The following is a 19290-nucleotide window of genomic DNA, read 5'->3' on the forward strand; positions in this document are numbered from 1 at the left end:
ATCTTCAGGGCCGCCTCGGCCACCTGGAAGTGGGTGATCGGCGCTTCGCGCTGGCTGTCGTAACCGGTGTAGGTGATCCGACCCGCCGCCCGGCCGACCCGCCGCCGACCACCCGGCTGCCCGGCCGCTCACAGCGGTGCTGGTGCTGAGCGACAGTGTTCGCCCTGGTTCATTGCCCCGGCCGGGCGCAGTCCCTAGCTTCGGCGCATGGTGACCGGGGCGGCGCGGTTGGTCGAGGTGTTGGTGGCGCATGGGGTCGAGGTGGTCTTCGGGTTGCCCGGCGTCCACAACCTCCCCGTCTGGGAGGCCCTGCGCGACTCCCCCGTGCGGCTCGTCGGCGTCCGGCACGAGCAGACCGCCGTCTACGCCGCCGACGGGTACGCCCGCGCCACCGGCCGGCTCGGCGTCGCCGTCGTCACCACCGGTCCGGGCGCGGCCAACTGCCTCGGGGCCACCGGCGAGGCGATGGCGTCCGGGTCGCCCGTCCTCGTCGTCGCCACCGACATCCCCTCCCACCTGCGCCGACCCGGCGAGTACCGGGGCGTCCTGCACGAGACCCGCGACCAGCGCGCCATGTTCCTGCCCGTGGTCAAGGGCGGCTGGACCCTGCGCAACCCCCTCGACCTCGGCACCTACGCCGACAACGCCGCCTTCCTCGCCACCACCGCCCCGCACGGACCGGTCTACCTCGGCATCCCCACCGACCACCTGACCGCCCCCACCGGCCCGTGGCACAAGATCCCCGAGAAGGCGCCGGTCACCCCGCCCCTCGACGCCGCCCTCGACCTCATCGCCCAAGCGCGCCGGCCGCTCATCTGGGCCGGCGGCGGCGCGCACCGCGCCCAGGCCGGGCCCGCGATCGGCGACCTGGCCGAACGCCTCGACGCCCCGATCGTCACCACCTACGCCGCCAAGGGACTGGTCGACCACTCACACGTCGTCCACGGGCCCGTCCACCTCCCCGAGATCGGCGCGCTCTGGGACGAGGCCGACCTGGTCATCGGCATCGGCACCGACTTCGACGGCATGATGACCCAGAACTGGCTCCAGCCCGCCCCGCCCAAGCTGCTCTCCGTCAACGTCGACACCATCCGCAACTACCCACCGGACGTCACCCTGCGCGGCGACGCCCGGACCGTCACCGAAGCCCTGGTCAAAGCCCTCGACGGCCACCGGCCGGCCACCGCGGCCGCACGCGTGGCGACCCTCAACGAGATCGCCCGGGAAGCCGTCGCCCAGGACGAACCGCAGGTCACCGGCCTCCTCGACGCCCTGGAAGGCCACCGGGTCGTCGCGGACATGTGCGTCGCCGGCTACTGGATCGGCGGCTTCCACCGGGTCACCCAACCTCGCTCCCTGGCCTACCCGGTCGGCTGGGGCACGCTCGGCTTCGGCTTCCCCGCCGCCCTGGGCGCGGCCGTCACCGGGCGCACGGTGGCCGTGTGCGGGGACGGCGGGTTCCTGTTCGCGTGCGGCGACCTCGCCACGGCCGCCCAGGAGAACCTGCCGGTCACGGTCGTCCTGGTCGACGACGGCGGCTACGGGATGCTGCGCTACGACCAGGTCCAAGCCGGCCACCCCACCCACGGCGTCGACCTGCACAACCCGGACTTCGAGGCGCTCACAAGGAGCTTCGGCATCCCGTCATCCACAGTGGACGGCTTCGGCCAAGCCTTCCGGGAACGCCTGCACGAGTACACGACCGCCGACGGCCCCAACGTGCTGGTCGTCAAAGCGGCCCTGAAGCCTCCGGTGAACACCTCGCCCCGCTGGTACCGTAAAGTTCGAACATGAGTTCGAACCGTGTGTGGCCGCGCGCCGCCGCCGACGACGAGTTGCGCCTGCTCACCGACTTCCTCACGTTCCTGCGCCTGACCGCGGTCGGCAAGGTCGAGGGCCTGAGCCGCGACCTGGCCACGGCCGCGCCCATCCCCACCTCCCCGGTCGTCACCGCGCTGGGCGTGATCAAGCACCTGATCGCCGTCGAGCGGTACTGGCTGTCCATCGAGGCCGGCGGGCAGGACGTCCCGGCGCTGTGGGGCGCGGACGCCGACGCGTCCTGGCTCATCGAGGACCACGAGACCGTCGAGTCCGTGCTGGCCGACTACCGCGCCGAGTGGGAGCGGTCCGCGCGGGCCATCAGGGGCCTCGCGCCCGGCGACCGCACCCGCGCCGACCGCGACGGCAACGGCCGGACGCTGCGCTGGGTGCTCGCCCACCTCGTCCAGGAGACCGGCCGGCACGTCGGCCACCTGGACTTCCTGCGCGAGCTGGCCGACGGCGAGAAAGGCGAGTAGTCCCTACGCCCGCGCCAGGTGCTCGTCCGCCACCAGGTCGCACGCCGCCTCCAACGCGGTCAGCGCGTCCCGCAGCAACGGGTTCGCGTTGGCCGTGCGGTGGACGGCGAACACGTGCCGCCGCAACGGTTTCCCGCGCACGAGCCGCCCGACCGTCCCCGGCAGCGCCTCGTACCCCAGGGCGGGCACCAGGGCCACGCCCACCCCGGCCCGCACCAGCCCCTGCACCACGCCGTAGTCGTTGCTGCGGAAGGTGATCCGGGGCGTGAACCCGTGCGCCGCGCACAGCCGAACGGCGCACGTCGAGCCCGCCGTCCCGTCCCGGCTGGACACCCACCGCTCGTCGCGCAGCTCCTCGATCCGCACGGACGCGCGCGCCGCCGGGTGCCCGTCGGGCAGCACCACGAGCAGCGACTCGGTCAACAGCGGCAACACGGTCAGCTCGTCCGGCCAGGTCCGGGGCACCAGGTCGTAGGCGTAGACCAGGGCCAGGTCCAGCGACCCGGCCAGCACCAGCGGCAGCACGTCGTCGGGCTCGGCCTCGTCCAGGAGGATCTCCGCGTCCGGGCGCTCGGCGGTCAGCCGCGCCACCGCGTGCGGCACGACCCGGGCCGACGCCGTCGGGAACGTGCCCAGCCGCAGCCGGCCCCGCAGGCCCTTCACCATGCCCGCGATCTCCCGCTCGAACCCGTCCAGCGCCGCGAGCAGCTCCGCGCCGCGCTCGGCGATGAACAGCGCCGCCGACGCGGGCCGGATGCTGTGCGCCGCCCGCTCGAACAGGGTCACCCCGACCGCCCGCTCGAACGCCGACACCTGCTGCGACACCGCCGACGCCGTGTACCCCAGCGCCCGCGCGGCCTCGGCGAACGAGCCGGTCCGCACGACCTCGACCAGCGTGCGCAGGTGGACCGGGTTCAGCACCAGCCCAGCTTATGCTCGCGGCCGCGAGGTTTCACGCTGGAGGAGTTGGCAGCGGGCCGCGCCGCGGACCAGGCTTGGGCACCATGACCTACGCGTCCACCAACCCCGCCGACCTCCGCGACGTCGTCACCACCGTCGAGCTGGTCGGCGCGCACGAGTTCACCGCCGCCGCGCGCCGCGCGAAGCGGGCCCAGCGCGACTGGGCCCGGGTGCCCGCCCCGGTGCGCGGGCAGGTGGTCGCGAACATCGGCAAGCTCGTCGAGGCCAACGCCGAGGCGCTGGCCCGCCTGGTCACCCGCGAGATCGGCAAGCCGCTGGCCGAGGCGCGCGGCGAGGTGCGGGAGATCGCCGACACGTGCGCGTTCTTCGTCGGCGAGGGCCGCCGGCTCTACGGGCAGACCGTGCCGTCGGAGATGCCCGACAAGCAGCTGTTCACCTTCCGCAACCCGGTCGGCGTGACGGCGTTCATCACCGCGGGCAACTTCCCCGTGGCCGTGCCGTCCTGGTACATCGTGCCCGCGCTGCTGTGCGGCAACACCGTGGTGTGGAAGCCCGCCGAGTACTCCGCCGCGTCCGCGCGGGCGTTCTACGACATCTTCGCCGCGTCCGGCCTGCCCGAGGGCGTCCTGAACATCGTGTTCGCCGAGGGCTCGGAGACCTTCCGCGGCTTGGAAAGCGCCCTGCGGGAGCGGTTGGTGGACAAGGTCGGCTTCACCGGGTCGTCCGAGGTGGGCGCGCTGATCGGCGAGCTGTGCGGGCGGCACCTCCAGTCGCCGTGCCTGGAGCTGGGCGGCAAGAACCCGATGGTGGTCACCGAGGACGCCGACCTCGACCTCGCGGTGCAGGGCGCGCTGTTCTCCGGTTTCGGCACCGGCGGGCAGCGCTGCACGTCGCTGGGCACGGCCATCGTGCACGAGTCGGTGCACGACGAGTTCCTGCGCCGGTTCGCGGCGGCGACCGAGGCGGCCGTGGTGGGCGACCCGTTCGGCGACGTGCTGTACGGGCCGATGCTGGACCGCAAGTTCGCCGTGAACTACGAGAAGTACCTGGGGTGGGTCCGCGACCACCACACCACGCACGGCTCCACCGGCGTCGGCCGGATCACCGCCGACAACCCCCGCGAAGGGTTCCTCGGCGACCCGGACGCGGGCCTGTTCTACCACCCGGTGATCGTGTCCGGCGTGCGCCCGGACGACGAGCTGTTCCTCAACGAGACGTTCGGCCCGATCGTCGGCGTGACGTCGTACCGGACGCTGGACGAGGCCGTCGAACTGGCCAACCTGCCCGGTTACGGCCTGTCCAGCGCCATCTACACCACCGACCCGAACAAGGTGTTCGCGTTCCGCGGCGGGATCGGCGCGGGCATGGTGAGCGTCAACAACTCCACCTCGGGCGCGGAGGCGCACCTGCCGTTCGGCGGGAACGGCAAGTCCGGCAACGGGTCGCGCCAGTCCGGGGTGTGGGTGCTCGACCAGTTCACCCGCTGGCAGTCGATGAACTGGGACTACTCCGGCGCGCTGCAAAAGGCGCAGATGGACACGCTGTCGGTCGAGGCCGACCCGGGCTTCCGGCTGGACGGCTGATGGACGTCCTGGACCTGGTGGACGAGTGGGGGCCGGAGAAGGTCGTCGCCGTGTCCGACCGGCGCACCGGCATGAAGGGCGTGCTCGTCATCGACAACACCGCGCGCGGCATGGGCAAGGGCGGCACGCGCATGTCGCCGACCGTGACCGCGGCGGAGGTCGCGCGGCTGGCACGGGTCATGACGTGGAAGTGGGCCGGGGTCGACCTGTTCTTCGGCGGGGCCAAGGCCGGCATCGCGTTCGACCCCGCGTCGCCGGGCAAGGAGCGGGCGTTGCGGGCGTTCGCCCGGGCGTTGAGCAACGAGGTGCCGCGCGAGTACGTGCTGGGCCTGGACATGGGGCTCACCGAGCGGGACGCGGCGGTCGTGCAGGACGAGCTGGGCGACCGGGGCGCGATGATGGGCGCGCCGGCCGCGTTGGGCGGGCTGCCCTACGACGAGCTGGGGGTCACCGGGTTCGGCGTCGCGGAGGTCGCGGACGAGCTGGTCCCGTTGCGGGGCAGGCGGGTCGCGGTGCAGGGGTTCGGCGCGGTCGGCGCGGCGGCCGTGCGGCGGTTCGCGGAACTCGGCGCCGTCGTGGTGGCGGTGTCGTCGGTGCGCGGGGCGGTGCTCGACCCGGACGGGGTGGACGTGCCGAAGCTGTTGGCGCTGCGCGACGAACTGGGTGACGACGCCGTCGCCGAGTACGGGCCGGTGCAGCCGCTGGGGTCGGAACTCGTCGCGCCGTGCGACGTTCTGGTGCCGGCGGCCACCCAGGACGTCCTGGACGCCTCGCTGGCGGGCCGGGTGACCGCGTCCCTGGTCGTGGAGGGCGCGAACCTGCCCACGTCCGCGCAGGCGCAAGAGGTGCTGGCGGCGCGCGGGATCACCGTCGTGCCGGACTTCATCGCCAACGCGGGCGGTGTGGTGGCGGCGGCTTACGGAATGGACGCGCGGTACTCGCCGTTCCCCGTGGACCCGGCCGTGGTGATGGACGCGGTGTCGCGGAAGTTGCGGGCCAACGCGGCGTTCGTGGTGGCGGAGAGCGCTTCTCGGGGCGTCACCCCGCACGAGACCGCGCGGGCCGTCGCCCAGGAACGGGTGCTGGCGGCGATGCGGCTGAAGGGCCGGGTCGCGTGAGCGCGCTCGACGGGATCGTCATCGCCGACTTCGGCCGCGTGCTCGCCGCGCCCTACGCGACGATGGTGCTGGCCGACCTGGGCGCCGAGGTGATCAAGGTCGAGCACCCGCGCGGCGACGAGACGCGGGCGTGGGGCCCGCCGCACGCGCACGGCCAGGCCACGTACTTCCTGTCGGTGAACCGGAACAAGGTCTCGCGCACGCTCGACCTGGCCACGCCCGAAGGCCTGGCCGAAGCCCGCGAGCTGGCGCTGGGCGCGGACGTGGTCGTGGAGAACTTCCGGCCGGGCACCATGCGGCGCTTCGGGCTCGACTACCCGTCGTTGCGGGCGGAGAACCAACGCCTTGTCTACTGCTCGGTGACCGGGTTCGGCGCGGGCAAGGGCGCGGCGCTGCCGGGGTACGACCTGCTGGTGCAGGCGGTCGGCGGGTTGATGAGCGTCACCGGCACGACCGAACCGACCAAGGTCGGGGTGGCGCTGGTGGACGTGCTGACCGGCATGCACGCCGCCGTGGGCATCCTGGCCGCGCTGCGCCACCGCGACCGCACCGGCGAAGGGCAACTGGTCGAGGTGGACCTGTTGTCGGTGTTGCTGTCCAGCATGGTGAACCAGTCGGCCGCGTACACGCTGGCCGGGGTCGTGCCGGGGTTGATGGGCAACCGGCACCCGTCCATCGCGCCGTACGAGGTGTTCCCCACCGCCGACAAGCCGATGGTGGTGGCCGTGGGCAACGACCGGCAGTTCGAGCGGCTGTGGGACGCCCTCGACCTCGCTCCCGACCCGCGGTTCGCCACCAACTCCGACCGCGTCGCGAACGTGGACGCGCTGGCGGACGTGCTGTCCGCGCGGCTGCGCACCCGCCCGGCCGACGACTGGTTCGCCCTGCTCACGCCGCTGGGCGTGCCGTGCGGGCCGGTCAACGACCTCGCCGGCGCGGTCGAGCTGGCCGAGTCGCTGGGCCTGCGCCCCACCGTGGACGTCGGCGGCCTGGACCTGGTCGCCAACCCCATCCGCCTGTCCGAGACCCCGGCGACCTACCGGTTGCCGCCGCCCGACCTGGAGTGACGTGGACCCGTTGACCCTGCTGGACATCCCCTCCCTGCTGCGTGCCGAGGACCGGGACATCCAGTCCACTGTGGAGCGCTTCCTGGCCGACCGCGTCCGGCCGCACGTCGCCGAGTGGTTCGAGGCCGGCGCCCTGCCCCGGGAGATCGCCGGTGAGCTGGGCGGGCTCGGCGTGCTCGGCATGCACCTGACCGGGTACGGCTGCGCGGGCGCGTCGGCCACCGCCTACGGGCTGGCGTGCCTGGAGCTGGAGGCCGTGGACAGCGGCATCCGCAGCTTCGTGTCGGTGCAGGGCTCGCTGTCGATGTTCTCGATCTGGAAGTACGGGTCGGAGGAGCAGAAGCGGGAGTGGTTGCCGCGCTTGGCGTCCGGCGAGGCGATCGGGTGCTTCGGCTTGACCGAGCCGGATTTCGGCAGCAACCCGTCCGGCATGCGCACGCGGGCCGTGCGGCAGGGCGGTGACTGGGTGCTCAACGGCACCAAGATGTGGATCACCAACGGCGGTTGGGCCGATGTCGCGACGGTGTGGGCGAACACGGACGACGGCGTGCGGGGGTTCCTGGTGCCGCGCGGCACGCCCGGGTTCAGCACGCGGGACATCAAGGGCAAGCTGTCCATGCGCGCGTCGGTGACGTCGGAACTGGTGCTGGAGGACGTGCGGCTGCCGGAAAGCGCTCGCCTGCCGCTCGCCACGAGCCTCGGCGCCCCCCTGTCGTGCCTGAACGAAGCGCGGTTCGGGATCGTGTTCGGCGCGGTCGGGGCGGCGCTGGACAGCTTCCGCGTGGCGCGCGACTACGCCGGGACGCGGGTGCAGTTCGACAAGCCGATCGCCGCTTTCCAGCTCACGCAGCGGAAACTGGCGTCGATGTCGCTCGCCGTGGGCAACGGCATGCTGCTCGCCCTGCACCTGGCGGGGTTGAAGGAGCGGGGCGTGCTGCGGCCCGAGCAGATCAGCGCGGGCAAGCTGAACAACGTCGAGTCGGCGATCGCCGTGGCCCGCGAGGCGCGCACGATCCTCGGGGCGAACGGCATCTCGCTGGAGTACTCGCCGCTGCGGCACGCGAACAACCTGGAGTCGGTGCTGACCTACGAGGGCACGTCCGAGATCCACGCGCTCGCGCTCGGTCACGCCCTGACCGGGATTCCCGCGTACCGGTGAACTTCGTCGCCCGGCGGTGGTGCTCGACCGGACACCGCCGCCGGGTCGGTGGTTTCATGCCCCGGAACCCCACTCCAGGAGGATCCGTGGCCAAGCGTGTGTCGGTGGCGGTCGCCGTGCTCACCCTGCTCGTGACCGTCGCACCCGCGCACGCGGTCACGGCGGACTTCACCGGCACGGTCGCGTCGAGCACGTGCTCGGGCGCGGTGGTGCGGACGCCGACCGCGCAACCGTCCGACCCTGCGCTGGTGCTGACCAACGGGCACTGCGTGCAGATGATGCCGGACGGGGACGTCCTGGTGGACCGGCCGTCGTCGCGCTCGTTCTCGCTGATCGACCGGGAGGGCACCGGATCGCTGCGCACGGTGCGCGCCAACCGCCTGCTGTACGCGACGATGACCCGCACCGACGCGGCCCTGTACCGGCTGTCCCTGACGTACTCGGACGTCGAAGCCGCGGGGTCGCGCGCGCTGGAACTGGCCGCGGAGCGGCCCGCCGCCGGGATCGCGATCGACGTGGTCTCGGGGTACTGGAAGAAGGTCTACTCGTGCCGGTTGGACGGGTTCGTGCACCAGTTGCGCGAGGACAAGTGGACCTGGCACGACAGCGTCCGGTACACGCGTGAGTGCGAGACGGCCGCGGGCAGCTCGGGCTCGCCGGTCCTCGATCAGGCCGGCCGGGTGGTCGCGGTGAACAACACGATGAACGAGAGCGGCGAGCGCTGCACGTTCAACAACCCTTGCGAGGTGGACGCGTCCGGTGCGGTGACGGTTCGCCACCGCACCGGGTACGCGCAGCAGACCCACCTGTTGGTGGCGTGCCTCAAGCCCGGCAGCGTGCTGGACCTCAACGCGCCGGACTGCTCGCTGCCGCGGCCCTAGAACCTTTCCCCGGACAGCGCTTGCACGGCCGTCATCGGGTTGCCGAGGTGGTAGTGGTCAACGGCCAGGTAGTTCGGGGTCTTGCGGGCGGCGGGTTCGCAGAAGCGGCGGGCGCGGTCGGCGAGCTTGCCGTTGTCGGTGCTCGCGGTGCCGGTGAACGGCACGTCGCGGAAGTGGTTCATGACGAACAGCGGGGTGAAGCCCGGTTCGGTGCGGGTGAGCGGCGTGCTCCAGCGGCTGTAGCAGGACCAGTCGGAGGTGCCCAGGCCCGAGCCCATGGACCAGTGGTTCTCCACGGTCCACTCGGACTGGTACATCACGCCGAAGCTGTCGCGTTGCGGGGTGTCGTTGGCGCGGGTGTGGTCGGTGAAGATCAGCAGGCGCTTCCCGGTGGCGCGCAGGGTGTTCAAGGTGGGCCAGCCGTTCGTGCGGACGCCGGCCTGGTCGGGGCGGAACAGGACGTCGGCGAGGCCGGTGACGCGGGCCAGCTCGTTCTTGAGGACCTGCGCGGAGACGTAGTCCTCCAGGAAGATCGTGACGAACTCGCCGGGGTTGGCGCGCAGGAAGTCCACGACCTTCTGCACGTCCACCCAGAGCGCGACCGGGCGGCTGACCCACGTGCAGCTGTTGTGGCACAGGATCGCGCCGTCCGGGGTCTGGTGGATGTCGAGCTGGAAGCCGCGCACGCCGTCGGCGAGTTGCTGGGCGATGCCGCGTTGCTGGTTCGGGGCGAGGTTGACGAAGGGTGGCGCGAAGCCGCCGTCGACGCCGTTGGCGTAGGCGTTGTGGGCGGTGAGGAAGGTGACCTGGTCGAGCCGGCGGGTGCCGTCCTGGGGGACGGGGGTGCGGGTGGGGTGGACCGGGGTGAGGTACCAGAGCGTGTCACCGGTGCCGACCTTGACCTGGTCGCCGGCGGACACGAGGTAGCGGTCGGCGCCGGGGACGCGGAGGCGGTGGCGATCGGCGTCGGGCAGGACGTCCCACTGGGCGTCGGGGCTGTCACAGGCGAGCATGACCGCTTGGTCACCGCTGCGGCCGAGGCAGAGCGCGCCTTCCTTGAGTGTTCGACCACTCAGCGTCCACTGCTGGTGGTCTTCGTCGCCTTTGGGCCGGTGCTGGACGACCGAGGTCCCGGAGACGGCGGCGTTGAGCCCGGTCGTGGCGCTTTGCAGGTAGATCAGCGTGTCGGCGGCGGCCGGAGCGGCGGCGGCCGAAGCGGTGGCGGCCGAAGCGGTGGCGGCGGAGGCGGTGGCGGCGGCGGCCGAGGCGGTGGCGGCCGGAGTGGTGGGGGTGATCAGCAGGGCGGTGGCGAGGAGTGCAGGGGTGGCTCGCATCGAGCGTCCTCCCGGGGTCGGGCGAGGGATGCGGCGGTCACCCGACAGGATCACCCATCCCCACACCAACGCGAAAGAGTTTCACGTGATCTCGTCCTACCCTGGGCACATGACCGAACCGTGGGGCGACACCGACAAGATCCGACGCGTCCTGGCCGGGTGCGAGACGTGGGCGATCGTGGGACTGGCCAACCACCCGCAGCGCGCGGCGTTCGGCGTGGCCCGGTTCCTGCAGCAGCACGGCAAGCGCATCGTGCCGGTGCACCCGGACGCCGAGACCGTGCTGGGCGAGCCGGGTTACGCGAAGCTGGCGGACATCCCGTTCCCGGTCGACTGCGTGGACGTGTTCCGGCGCTCGGAGGCGGCGGGCGAGTTCGCGGACTCCGCGGTGGCGATCGGCGCGAAGGCGGTGTGGTTCCAACTCGGCGTGATCGACGAGGAGGCGTACGACCGCACCACCACCGCCGGCCTCGACATGGTGATGGACCGCTGCCCGGCGATCGAATGGGCGGCCAACGGCCCGCGCTGACCCGCACCCGCGGCGCTCGCGGGCTCCCGGCCAGCCGCTAACCTCGCGTCATGCCGGTAGCCGAGCTGAACGGGATCACCCTCAACTACGACGTCCAGGGCGCGGGGCACCTGGTGGTCCTGATCATGGGCACCGGCAGCCCGGGCCGCGTGTGGCAGCCGCACCAGGTGCCCGCCCTGGTCGCGGCGGGCTTCCGGGTGGCGACGTTCGACAACCGGGGCATCCCGCCGACGGACGAGTGCGCGTCCGGCATGAAGATCGAGGACCTGGTCAACGACACCGCGGCCCTGATCGAACACCTGGGCGGCCCGGCGCACGTGGTGGGGACGTCGATGGGCGCACGAGTCGCCCAGGAACTGGCCCTCGCCCGCCCGGACCTGGTCACCAAGGCGGTCCTCCTGGCCACCGCCGCCCGCAACGACCCGCTGCAACTGGCCCTGTCCCAGGGCGAACGAGCGCTGCACGACGAACGCGTGGTCCTGCCGGGCCGCTACCACGCGGCGATGACGGCGATCCTGAACCTGTCCCCGGCGACCCTGCGCGACCCGGTGGCGATCCGGGACTGGCTGGACGTCTTCGAGTTCACCGGCTCGACGGTCGGCGCGGGCGTGCGGGCGCAGATGGAGCTGGACGAGTTCGACAGCCGCCTGGACGCGCTGCGCGACGTGCGGGTGCCGTGCCTGGTGGTCGGCTTCGCGGACGACCGCGTCCTGCCGCCGCACCTGGCGAGGGAGGTGGCCGAGGCCATCCCGGACGCGCGGTACGCCGAGGTGGAGGACGCCGGCCACTTCGGCTTCCTGGAACAACCGGCGAAGGTCAACCACCTCCTGACCACCTTCCTGACCGGCTGACCCCGAGAACACGGGCCGGCCGGACACCCACCCCTGTCACACCCGCAACAACCGCCCCACCCGCACCCCACACGTCCGGAACCGGCCTACCACCGGACCGCAAACGCCGTTACCGTCGTTGCGACCTGCGGAAGGGGTATATGGACCACCGGCGGATCGCCCGTACCTCGCGCACGATCGCGTTGATCGGCGTGGGCGGTGTGACGTGCCTCGTGCTCGTGCCCGTCGCCTTCAACGCCGCGACCGGCGGGTCCGCACCGCGCGTCCTCGGGCCGTACGCCACCTGGCTGTGGCCCTCGCTGGTCCTCCTCGGCGCGCTCACCGCCGCCCTCGCCGCGTGGGAGCCGTTGAGCGCCCGGCTCGTCCAGCGCCGGCCCGCGCACCCGGCCAACCGCGTCGCCGCGCTGGACCGCGTCGAGCGGTTCGTGCGGCGCGGCATCGACGGGTCGTTGGGGGCGCAGGTCCGGATCAAGCTCGGCGTCGTGCCGCGCGTCGGGCCCAGGCTGTCCGCGCGGATCCGGGCACCGTTGGTGGTGGTCGGCGAGACCGGGTGCGGCAAGACCACCCTGATGCTCGAACTCGCGGACCGGCTGCTGGAACGCGCCCGCGCCGACCCGAGCACGCCGGTGCCGGTCGTGGTCGAACTCGGCACCTGGCGGCCCGAGCGCGACTTCGGCGAGTGGCTGCTGCACACCCTCCACCAGCGGTACCGGATCGGGGTGCGGCTCGGCCGCACGTGGCTGCGCGAACGCCGCCTCACCGTCCTGTTCGACGGCCTGGACGACCTGCCCGCCGCCCACCGCGCCGACTGCCTGCGCTGGATCACCGCGCTCAAGCTCCCCCAGGTCGTCCTCTGCTGCTCGACCGACGACTACGAACGCCTCCCCCGCTACGACGTCGTCCACGTCGAACCCCTGCGCCGCACCGACGTCCTCGACCTGATCGCCGGCTGCGAACCCCGCCTCGACGGCCTCCACGAAGCCCTCACCAAGCACCCCGACCTGTGGGACGAGGTCCGCACCCCGCTCGCCTTCGACCTCCTCGCCCTGGCCTACCGGGCGGGCCGCGCCGAGTACCGGGGCGTCCTGGACACCTACCTGGTCGAGTCGGCCGCCCGCGGCCCCGGCCGGGCCGAGCGCACCATCCGCGCGCTGCGGTTCCTGGCCCGCATCGCCCGCCGCCGCGACGACCTCGCCGCCCGCCACCGCCTCCCCCACCGCCGCGTCTGGCTGGACTTCGTCGGCGAACCCGCGGTGTGGCGGCTGTTCCGCCGCGCCGGACCGGGCGCGCTGGCCGGGCTCGTGGCCGGCACGTGCTTCGCGCTCGCCCTCGACCTCGGCTCGGCGGCGGCCGTCGTGGCGGCCGTGGCGGCGGGCGGGCTCGGACAGGGCCGGTTCGCCGTCACGACCGAAGACCGAAGACGAGGACTCCGCTGGGCCGCGACGGGTTTCGCGGCGGGAGCGGCCACCGGCGCGGCACTGTCCACAATGGGCGGTTGGCTCGGCGCACAGGCGGCCCGGTGGCCGGCGTTCGTCACGTTCGGCCTGGTCCTGGTCACGACCTTCCTGATCACGCTGGGCATCACCCGCGACCGCTACTGGGCCGTCGCCGCCGCCCTCGCCCCCACGGCCGTGATGATCTGGACCGGCCCCTCCGCCGCCCTCCTGACCGGCCTCGGCGCGGGCCTGCTCGCCGGCACGGCCGCCGGGGTCCTCGCCACCGGCCTCGCCGCGATCTGGCGGACCCTCGACCGACCCCCGCCCCGCGCCCTGCACTGGCTCCCGCTGGCGGGCCTCCCCGGCATCGCCCTCGCCATCGCCCTCGGCGCGCCGCCCGCCCCGCACGTCGCCCCGATCACCGGCCTCCTGATCGGCCTCGCCGTCGCCCCCGTCGCGCGCTCGCCCGAACCGGTGGTGGAACTGCTGGCCAAGCCGCTCGCGCTGGACGAGTTCCCGTTGCGCCGCAAGGCGTTCATCCAATCGGCGCGGGACCGGGTCCTGCTCGTCGACGGCAACCGCTTCCCGCACGCCGCGGTCCGCGACCACCTCGCCGAGTGCGACCCGGTCGACCTCGCCGGCACCGTCGAACGCCGCCGCCGGGCGCTCAGCCCCACCGGGTCCGCCCCCCCGGCTTGAACACCGACAACGCCGTGTTGACCAGGTACAACGTCAACGACACGCAACACGCGACCAGCACGTCCGCCCCCGCGCCGGCCACGCCGTCCGCCGCGTCCCGCACCCCCGACCGCAGCGAGAACGTCGTCGCCACCACGGCGATGACGGTCAGCACGAACTTCACCAGCACCCACCGGTGCTTCACCAACCCCCACTTCGTGCCCAGCGACAGCACCACCCCGGTCACCAGCGCGCCCAACCCCAGCGGCAGCACCACGAAGTCGGCCAGCAGCACCATCGCCCGGTAGAACTCCCGCTCGCCGACCGAGGCGAGCGCCAGGTTCCCCAGCGTCACCCCCAACCACCCGACGGACGTGACGACGTGCAGCAGCACCCACGACTTGCGTGCGACAGGCTTCATGCCACCGGAATCTGCCCGCTGCGGGCCCGTCACCACGTCCGCCCCACAGCGGCATCCCGGACTACGCCCGTCGACGTAGTCATGCGGGCTGGGCACGTGGTCGCGCCAGGCGGCCGGGTGCACCCGTTCCGACGCACGCACGTCCACCCGGTTGGCCGAAAAGACCCTGCCACACCAGCGAATCCGTGCGACATCCGGGGGCCCGACAGGTTATCGCAGGGTGCACGAACGGCTACGCTCCGGTGACGTGGGCAGGCCACGGGAGTTCGACGACGCGGCGGTCGTGGACGCCGCGATGGACGTGTTCTGGTCGAAGGGGTACGAGTCCACTTCGACGGAGGACCTGTGCGTGCGCACGGGCCTGGGCCGCGGCAGCCTCTACAACGCCTTCGGCAGCAAGCACGGCCTGTACGAGCGGGTGCTGCGGCGCTACGCCGAGGTGGGGTTCGGCGCGCAGGCGGAGATCCTGGGGCGGCCGGGCCCGGTGAAGGGGCGGTTGCGCGCCCTGATGGTCGCGGTGATCGACGCCGACCTGGGCGACCCGGTCAAGCGCGGGTGCCTCGCGGTGAACGCGGCCGTGGACGCGGGCGGCACCGACGACGTGGTCGCGGACCAGGTGCTGCGGCAGTTCTCGCGGTTCGAGGCGGCGGTGCGGGAGGCGATCGCGTGCGGGCAGCGGGACGGCGAGGTGGCGGCGGACGTGGACCCGTCGGTGGCGGCCAGGGTGTTCGTCAGCGCGTACTACGGGCTGCGCGTGCTGGGGAAGGTCGTGCGGGACCGGCGGGTGCTGGAGGACGTGGTCGAGGGGACGCTGGCGCGGCTATGACGTCCAGCGCGTCGGGCGGGTCACGTCGGGCGGCAGCTTGGTGCCGGCGTCGCCCTTCGCGGCGTCGAGCTGCACCTGGGTGACGAACAGCGCCCCGGTCAGGTCCGCGCCGGCGAGGTTCGCGCCCCGCAGGTCCGCGCCGATGAGGTCCGCTTCGCGCAGGTCGGCTCCCCGCAGGTCCGCGCCGATCAGGTAGGCCCCGCGCAGGTCCGCGCCCCGCAGGTGCGCGCCGGCGAGCTTCTTGCCGATGAGGTCCGCGCCGCGCTTGGCCTTGCGGCCCTTGACGTGCCGGCGGGCCTGGTCGCTGGCCTGCTCCAGGAGTGCGGCGACGGCGCGCCAGCGGGGGCCGACGTCCAGTCGTGCCAACACTTCCGGCTGTTCGGCGGTGAGCGCCTCAACGTCCCGGAGGGCCTCTTCCAGCCGCGGCCGGAGATCCTTCTGATCGAGCGCGATGGCCTGGGTGAGGTACCAGAGCAGTTCGTGCAGCTCCCGCATGACCGGGAAGACGTCGAACATCAGCTCGGCGGACTCGGGGGCGTCGCGCCAGCTGCGGCCCTGGAAGGTCACCTGGGCGACCTGCTGGCCCGCGCCGAAGCAGTCGTAGACCGTGCAGCCGGGGAAACCACGCTGCCGCAGGCTGTCGTGGATGCCGCAGCGGAAGTCGGTGCCGAGGTTGCGGCACGGGGTGCGGGCGGGCTTGTCGATGGCGAAGTCCGCGGACTTGGCGAACGCCGGGACCACGCAGCACAACCCGAAGCACCGCTCGCAGTCGGCGCGCAGTTCCGTCATGTGGCCAGTTCGTCCAGGATCTGCTGCCCGTACTTGGCCAGCTTGTTCTCGCCGACGCCGTTGACCGTGCCCAGTTCTTCGAGGGTGGTGGGCGCGAGCGTGGCGATCTGGCGCAGCGTGGCGTCGTGGAAGATCACGTAGGCGGGGACGCCCTGCTCCTTCGCGGTGGCCGCGCGCCACGACCGCAGCTTCTCGAACACCGGCGCGGCCTCGGCCGGCATCTCCACCGCGGGGGCCTTGGCGGCTTTGGCGGCCTTCTCCGCCTTGGCCTTGCGCTCCGGTTCGCGCCGCATGAGCACCTTGCGGCCCTTGTAGAGGACCTCTTCGCTGGCGGGCGTGAGGACGAGCGTGGAGTACTCGCCTTCGACGGACAGGAACCCCTGCGCGAGGAGCTGCCGGACCACGCCGCGCCAGCCGCTCTCGTTGAGCTCGGTGCCGATGCCGAAGACCGACAGCGTGTCGTGGTCGAACTGGATCACCTTGGCGGTCTTGCGGCCGAGCAGGATGTCGATCGTCTGGCCGGCGCCGAACTTCTGGCGGCGTTCGCTGCGCAGGCGGTAGACGGTGGAGAGGACCTTCTGGGCGGGGATCGTGCCGTCCCAGGTCTCCGGCGGCGTGATGCAGGTGTCGCAGTTGCCGCAGGGTTCGCCGCTCTGGCCGAAGTAGTCGAGCAGTTGGACGCGGCGGCACTCGACCGTCTCGCACAGCGCGAGCATGGCGTCGAGGTGCTGGTTGAGCTTGCGGCGGTGGGCCTGGTCGCCGTCGGAGTCCTCGATCATCTTGCGCTGCTGGACGACGTCCTGGAGGCCGTAGGCGAGCCAGGCGGTGGACGGCAGCCCGTCGCGGCCGGCGCGGCCGGTCTCCTGGTAGTAGCCCTCGACGGACTTCGGCAGGTCGAGGTGGGCGACGAAGCGGACGTCCGGCTTGTCGATGCCCATGCCGAACGCGATGGTGGCGACCATCACCAGGCCGTCCTCGCGCAGGAATCGCGACTGGTGCTCGGCGCGCTTGTTCGAGTCGAGGCCGGCGTGGTACGGGAGCGCCTTGATACCGTTGGCGTTGAGGAATTCGGCGATCTTCTCGGTGGAATTGCGGGAGAGGCAGTAGACGATTCCCGCGTCGCCCCGGTGCTCGGTGGTGATCAGTTCGAGCAATTGCTTCTTGGGCTCGTTCTTGGGGACGATCCGGTACTGGATGTTGGGCCGGTCGAAACTGGCCACGAAGTGCTTGGCGTCGCCGAGCTTGAGCCGTTCGGCGATCTCCGCGTGGGTGGCCTTGGTGGCGGTCGCCGTGAGGGCGACGCGCGGCACGTCCGGCCACCGTTCGTGCAGGTGGGAGAGGGCGAGGTAGTCGGGCCGGAAGTCGTGGCCCCACTGCGACACGCAGTGCGCCTCGTCGATCGCGAACAGGGCGATCCGGCCCCGTTCCAGCAACCGGACGGTCTGCTCCACCCGCAGCCGTTCGGGGGCGAGGTAGAGCAGGTCGAGTTCCCCGGCGAGGAATTCGGCCTCCACCATCGCCCGCTCGTCGGGGTACTGCGTGGAATTGAGGAAACCGGCTTTCACGCCGAGGTCGCGCAGGGCGTCCACCTGGTCCTGCATCAACGCGATGAGCGGCGAGACGACCACCCCGACCCCGTCCCGCACGAGCGAGGGGATCTGGTAGCACAACGATTTGCCACCACCCGTGGGCATGAGGACCAGCGCGTCACCACCGGCGATGACGTGCTCGACAATCTCCTGCTGGTCCCCGCGGAAGGAGTCGTACCCGAAGACCCTCCGCAAGACCTCGTGCGAAGCCACGAACCGATCCTAACGACCCCCACCGACACTCCCCCGCCACCCCACTGCATCACCGGTTGCACCAGCCGGCCCGCCTAGCCCTTGAACACCCGCTCCCGGTGCCAGGCGAAGTAACCGGCCGACGCGGCGTGGTGCGCGTGCGACACCCGGCCGGCCAGGATCGCGAGCTGTTCGGCCAGCGCCCCTTCGGCGGGCGTGGCCAGCACCGTCCCGTCCGGCCCGACGGTCACGTACCCCAGCTCGAACAGCCGGTCGCAGCCCAGGGAGCACGCCAGCATCGCCACGTTCCGCAGGTCGTTGCGCTCGTCGTCCGAACACTCGGCCCGCTGCTTGATGTGCGCGGCGACCAGCAGGTTCACCGGCAACTCCCGCCCGCACAGCGCACACGTCCCCACCGCGGCGTCCCCGATCAGCACGTGCCGCAACGCCCCTTGCTCGACGCGGTACTTCGCCAACGCCGTCCGATCGAGCACGGCGAACAAGCCCTGGTGTGGAACGCCGCGACCGACCTGACCGCGGAGCGTAAACGGGTGATCGTCGTGTCCGGCGGTCCCGGCACCGGCAAGTCCGTGATCGCGCTCCGGCTGGTCGTGGACCTCACCCGCCGGCGGTCGCGGGTCAAGACGGAGGCCCGGTACCTCACCCCGTCCGGCACTCTTGTCGCGCAGCTCAGACGCGACGTCGAGGGCGTGGCCGGCGCCCGGGGCATGTTCGGCCACCCGAGTTCGCACCCGCCGTCGACCCCGATCGTGCCCGTGGTGGACGAGGCGCAACGGCTCGAGCGCAACGGTTGGCAGCTGCAACGGCTCATGACGTGCGCGCCGGTCAGCGTGTTCCTGTTGGACGAGCGGCAGGTGATCCTGCCGAACGAGGGCTACCGCGTCGAGGAGTTGCGGCAGGAGGCGCTGCGGCTGGGGGCCGACTTCCGCCACGTGGAGCTGCAGAGCCAGTTCCGGTGCGGCGGGTCCCAGTCCTACCTCAACTGGCTCGGTCGCCTGCTGTCCCGGGACGCGTCCCCCGAGGCGTGGGCGGACCGCACCTTCGACTTCGACATCGCCCGCGACCCGGACGACCTGGACACGTGGATCCGACACCACAGTGGCGAGGGCGTCACGGCGCGCATCGCGGCGGGCTTCTGCTGGCCCTGGACCGAAGTCAGCGCCAAGCAACCACTTGTGAACGACGTGGTGCTCCGCTGGACCGACCGGAACGGCGTGGACCGGACCTGGCGCCGCCCGTGGAACGCGCACGTGGAGCACCGGGACCCCAACGGCGACGTGACCGCCCCGGGACGCAAGTTCTGGGCGACGGACCCGGGCGGCCAAGACCAGGTGGGGTGCGTGTACACCTGCCAGGGCCTCGAGTACGACTACGGCGGCGTGATCATGGGGCCGGACCTGGTGTGGCGTGCGGACCGGTGGGTGGCGCAGCCGAAGGAGAGTGAGGACGACCGGGTCAACGGGCTGTCCCCCGAGGAGTACCTGCCGCTGGCGCTGAACATCTACTGGGTGCTGGCCAGCCGCGCGATGCTGGGCTGCCGGCTGTACTCGACCGACGCCGAGACCCAGGACTTCCTCCTGCGGCTGCGCGGGTAGCCG

At 72.3% G+C, this 19290-nt stretch carries 18 protein-coding genes; 12 read left to right on the forward strand and 6 right to left on the reverse strand.

The window, feature by feature from the left end:
• Positions 1–207: 207 nt before the first annotated feature.
• Together AB0A74_RS28920 and AB0A74_RS28925 are read left to right on the forward strand one after the other, a co-directional pair.
• Positions 208–1794 carry a thiamine pyrophosphate-binding protein gene (locus tag AB0A74_RS28920; RefSeq protein ID WP_358254288.1) on the forward strand — a complete coding sequence of 529 codons (1587 nt, stop codon included), beginning with the start codon at positions 208–210 and terminating at the stop codon, positions 1792–1794.
• A complete protein-coding gene (locus tag AB0A74_RS28925) occupies positions 1791–2297 on the forward strand; it encodes a DUF664 domain-containing protein (RefSeq protein ID WP_358254290.1) in 507 nt (168 codons plus the stop codon). The genes AB0A74_RS28920 and AB0A74_RS28925 overlap by 4 nt, the downstream gene beginning before the upstream one ends.
• A 3-nt stretch (positions 2298–2300) precedes the next feature.
• Here AB0A74_RS28925 and AB0A74_RS28930 read toward each other — a convergent pair whose 3' ends face one another.
• Positions 2301–3218, reverse strand: a complete 918-nt coding sequence (locus tag AB0A74_RS28930) for a LysR family transcriptional regulator (RefSeq protein WP_343934343.1) — start codon at positions 3216–3218, stop codon at positions 2301–2303.
• Positions 3219–3301: 83 nt separating this feature from the next.
• Between AB0A74_RS28930 and AB0A74_RS28935 the strand changes: the two genes are divergently transcribed.
• The 5 genes from AB0A74_RS28935 (at position 3302) to AB0A74_RS28955 (ending at position 9026) form a co-directional block, all read left to right on the forward strand.
• Entirely contained in the window at positions 3302–4801 is a 1500-nt protein-coding gene (locus AB0A74_RS28935; RefSeq protein WP_358254292.1) for an aldehyde dehydrogenase family protein, read from the forward strand.
• Entirely contained in the window at positions 4801–5919 is a 1119-nt protein-coding gene (locus AB0A74_RS28940; protein WP_358254294.1) for a Glu/Leu/Phe/Val dehydrogenase dimerization domain-containing protein, read from the forward strand. The genes AB0A74_RS28935 and AB0A74_RS28940 overlap by 1 nt, the downstream gene beginning before the upstream one ends.
• A complete protein-coding gene (locus AB0A74_RS28945) occupies positions 5916–6986 on the forward strand; it encodes a CoA transferase (protein ID WP_358254296.1) in 1071 nt (356 codons plus the stop codon). The genes AB0A74_RS28940 and AB0A74_RS28945 overlap by 4 nt, the downstream gene beginning before the upstream one ends.
• Position 6987: 1 nt before the next feature.
• Positions 6988–8145: an acyl-CoA dehydrogenase family protein gene (locus tag AB0A74_RS28950; RefSeq protein WP_358254298.1), complete on the forward strand. Its 1158-nt coding sequence runs from the start codon at positions 6988–6990 to the stop codon at positions 8143–8145.
• 86 nt (positions 8146–8231) lie between these two features.
• Positions 8232–9026: a serine protease gene (locus tag AB0A74_RS28955; protein ID WP_358254300.1), complete on the forward strand. Its 795-nt coding sequence runs from the start codon at positions 8232–8234 to the stop codon at positions 9024–9026.
• On the opposite strand, the gene AB0A74_RS28960 is transcribed toward AB0A74_RS28955, so the two are convergent.
• On the reverse strand, positions 9023–10360 hold the full coding sequence (locus AB0A74_RS28960; RefSeq protein WP_358254301.1) for a PI-PLC domain-containing protein: 1338 nt from the start codon (positions 10358–10360) through the stop codon (positions 9023–9025). The genes AB0A74_RS28955 and AB0A74_RS28960 overlap by 4 nt on opposite strands.
• 109 nt (positions 10361–10469) lie before the next feature.
• On the opposite strand from AB0A74_RS28960, the gene AB0A74_RS28965 reads away from it, so the two are divergent.
• The 3 genes from AB0A74_RS28965 to AB0A74_RS28975 all read left to right on the forward strand — a co-directional run bounded on the left by AB0A74_RS28965 (position 10470) and on the right by AB0A74_RS28975 (position 13875).
• On the forward strand, positions 10470–10889 hold the full coding sequence (locus tag AB0A74_RS28965) for a CoA-binding protein (protein WP_358254303.1): 420 nt from the start codon (positions 10470–10472) through the stop codon (positions 10887–10889).
• 50 nt (positions 10890–10939) lie between these two features.
• Positions 10940–11740, forward strand: a complete 801-nt coding sequence (locus tag AB0A74_RS28970) for an alpha/beta fold hydrolase (RefSeq protein ID WP_358254305.1) — start codon at positions 10940–10942, stop codon at positions 11738–11740.
• A 140-nt stretch (positions 11741–11880) separates the two neighbouring features.
• Entirely contained in the window at positions 11881–13875 is a 1995-nt protein-coding gene (locus AB0A74_RS28975) for an NACHT domain-containing protein (RefSeq protein WP_358254307.1), read from the forward strand.
• Here the strand turns inward: AB0A74_RS28975 and AB0A74_RS28980 are convergent.
• A complete protein-coding gene (locus AB0A74_RS28980; protein WP_358254309.1) occupies positions 13844–14275 on the reverse strand; it encodes a hypothetical protein in 432 nt (143 codons plus the stop codon). The genes AB0A74_RS28975 and AB0A74_RS28980 overlap by 32 nt on opposite strands.
• Before the next feature lie 247 nt (positions 14276–14522).
• On the opposite strand from AB0A74_RS28980, the gene AB0A74_RS28985 reads away from it, so the two are divergent.
• A complete protein-coding gene (locus AB0A74_RS28985; protein ID WP_358254310.1) occupies positions 14523–15101 on the forward strand; it encodes a TetR/AcrR family transcriptional regulator in 579 nt (192 codons plus the stop codon).
• Here the strand turns inward: AB0A74_RS28985 and AB0A74_RS28990 are convergent.
• The 3 genes from AB0A74_RS28990 to AB0A74_RS29000 form a co-directional block, all read right to left on the reverse strand.
• Positions 15096–15890, reverse strand: coding sequence for a pentapeptide repeat-containing protein (locus tag AB0A74_RS28990; RefSeq protein WP_358254312.1), 795 nt, complete (start codon positions 15888–15890; stop codon positions 15096–15098). The genes AB0A74_RS28985 and AB0A74_RS28990 overlap by 6 nt on opposite strands.
• Positions 15887–17692, reverse strand: coding sequence for a DNA helicase RecQ (gene recQ / locus AB0A74_RS28995; RefSeq protein WP_358254314.1), 1806 nt, complete (start codon positions 17690–17692; stop codon positions 15887–15889). The genes AB0A74_RS28990 and recQ overlap by 4 nt, the downstream gene beginning before the upstream one ends.
• Positions 17693–17766: 74 nt before the next feature.
• Entirely contained in the window at positions 17767–18165 is a 399-nt protein-coding gene (locus AB0A74_RS29000; RefSeq protein ID WP_358254316.1) for an HNH endonuclease, read from the reverse strand.
• A 57-nt stretch (positions 18166–18222) separates the two neighbouring features.
• Between AB0A74_RS29000 and AB0A74_RS29005 the strand changes: the two genes are divergently transcribed.
• Entirely contained in the window at positions 18223–19287 is a 1065-nt protein-coding gene (locus AB0A74_RS29005) for a DNA/RNA helicase domain-containing protein (RefSeq protein WP_358254318.1), read from the forward strand.
• Positions 19288–19290 lie beyond the last annotated feature (3 nt).

This window comes from Saccharothrix sp. NPDC042600 (assembly GCF_040647305.1).
Lineage (GTDB): Bacteria > Actinomycetota > Actinomycetes > Mycobacteriales > Pseudonocardiaceae > Actinosynnema > Actinosynnema mutabilis.

Excerpts from the sequence above, each read along its gene's own strand:
- AB0A74_RS28920 (WP_358254288.1), top strand. The coding sequence starts at position 208 with ATGGTGACCGGGGCGGCGCGGTTGGTCGAGGTGTTGGTGGCGCATGGG.
- AB0A74_RS28925 (WP_358254290.1), top strand. The coding sequence starts at position 1,791 with ATGAGTTCGAACCGTGTGTGGCCGCGCGCCGCCGCCGACGACGAGTTG.
- AB0A74_RS28935 (WP_358254292.1), top strand. The coding sequence starts at position 3,302 with ATGACCTACGCGTCCACCAACCCCGCCGACCTCCGCGACGTCGTCACC.
- AB0A74_RS28940 (WP_358254294.1), top strand. The coding sequence starts at position 4,801 with ATGGACGTCCTGGACCTGGTGGACGAGTGGGGGCCGGAGAAGGTCGTC.
- AB0A74_RS28960 (WP_358254301.1), bottom strand. The coding sequence starts at position 10,360 with ATGCGAGCCACCCCTGCACTCCTCGCCACCGCCCTGCTGATCACCCCC.
- AB0A74_RS28965 (WP_358254303.1), top strand. The coding sequence starts at position 10,470 with ATGACCGAACCGTGGGGCGACACCGACAAGATCCGACGCGTCCTGGCC.
- AB0A74_RS28970 (WP_358254305.1), top strand. The coding sequence starts at position 10,940 with ATGCCGGTAGCCGAGCTGAACGGGATCACCCTCAACTACGACGTCCAG.
- AB0A74_RS28975 (WP_358254307.1), top strand. The coding sequence starts at position 11,881 with ATGGACCACCGGCGGATCGCCCGTACCTCGCGCACGATCGCGTTGATC.
- AB0A74_RS28980 (WP_358254309.1), bottom strand. The coding sequence starts at position 14,275 with ATGAAGCCTGTCGCACGCAAGTCGTGGGTGCTGCTGCACGTCGTCACG.
- AB0A74_RS28990 (WP_358254312.1), bottom strand. The coding sequence starts at position 15,890 with ATGACGGAACTGCGCGCCGACTGCGAGCGGTGCTTCGGGTTGTGCTGC.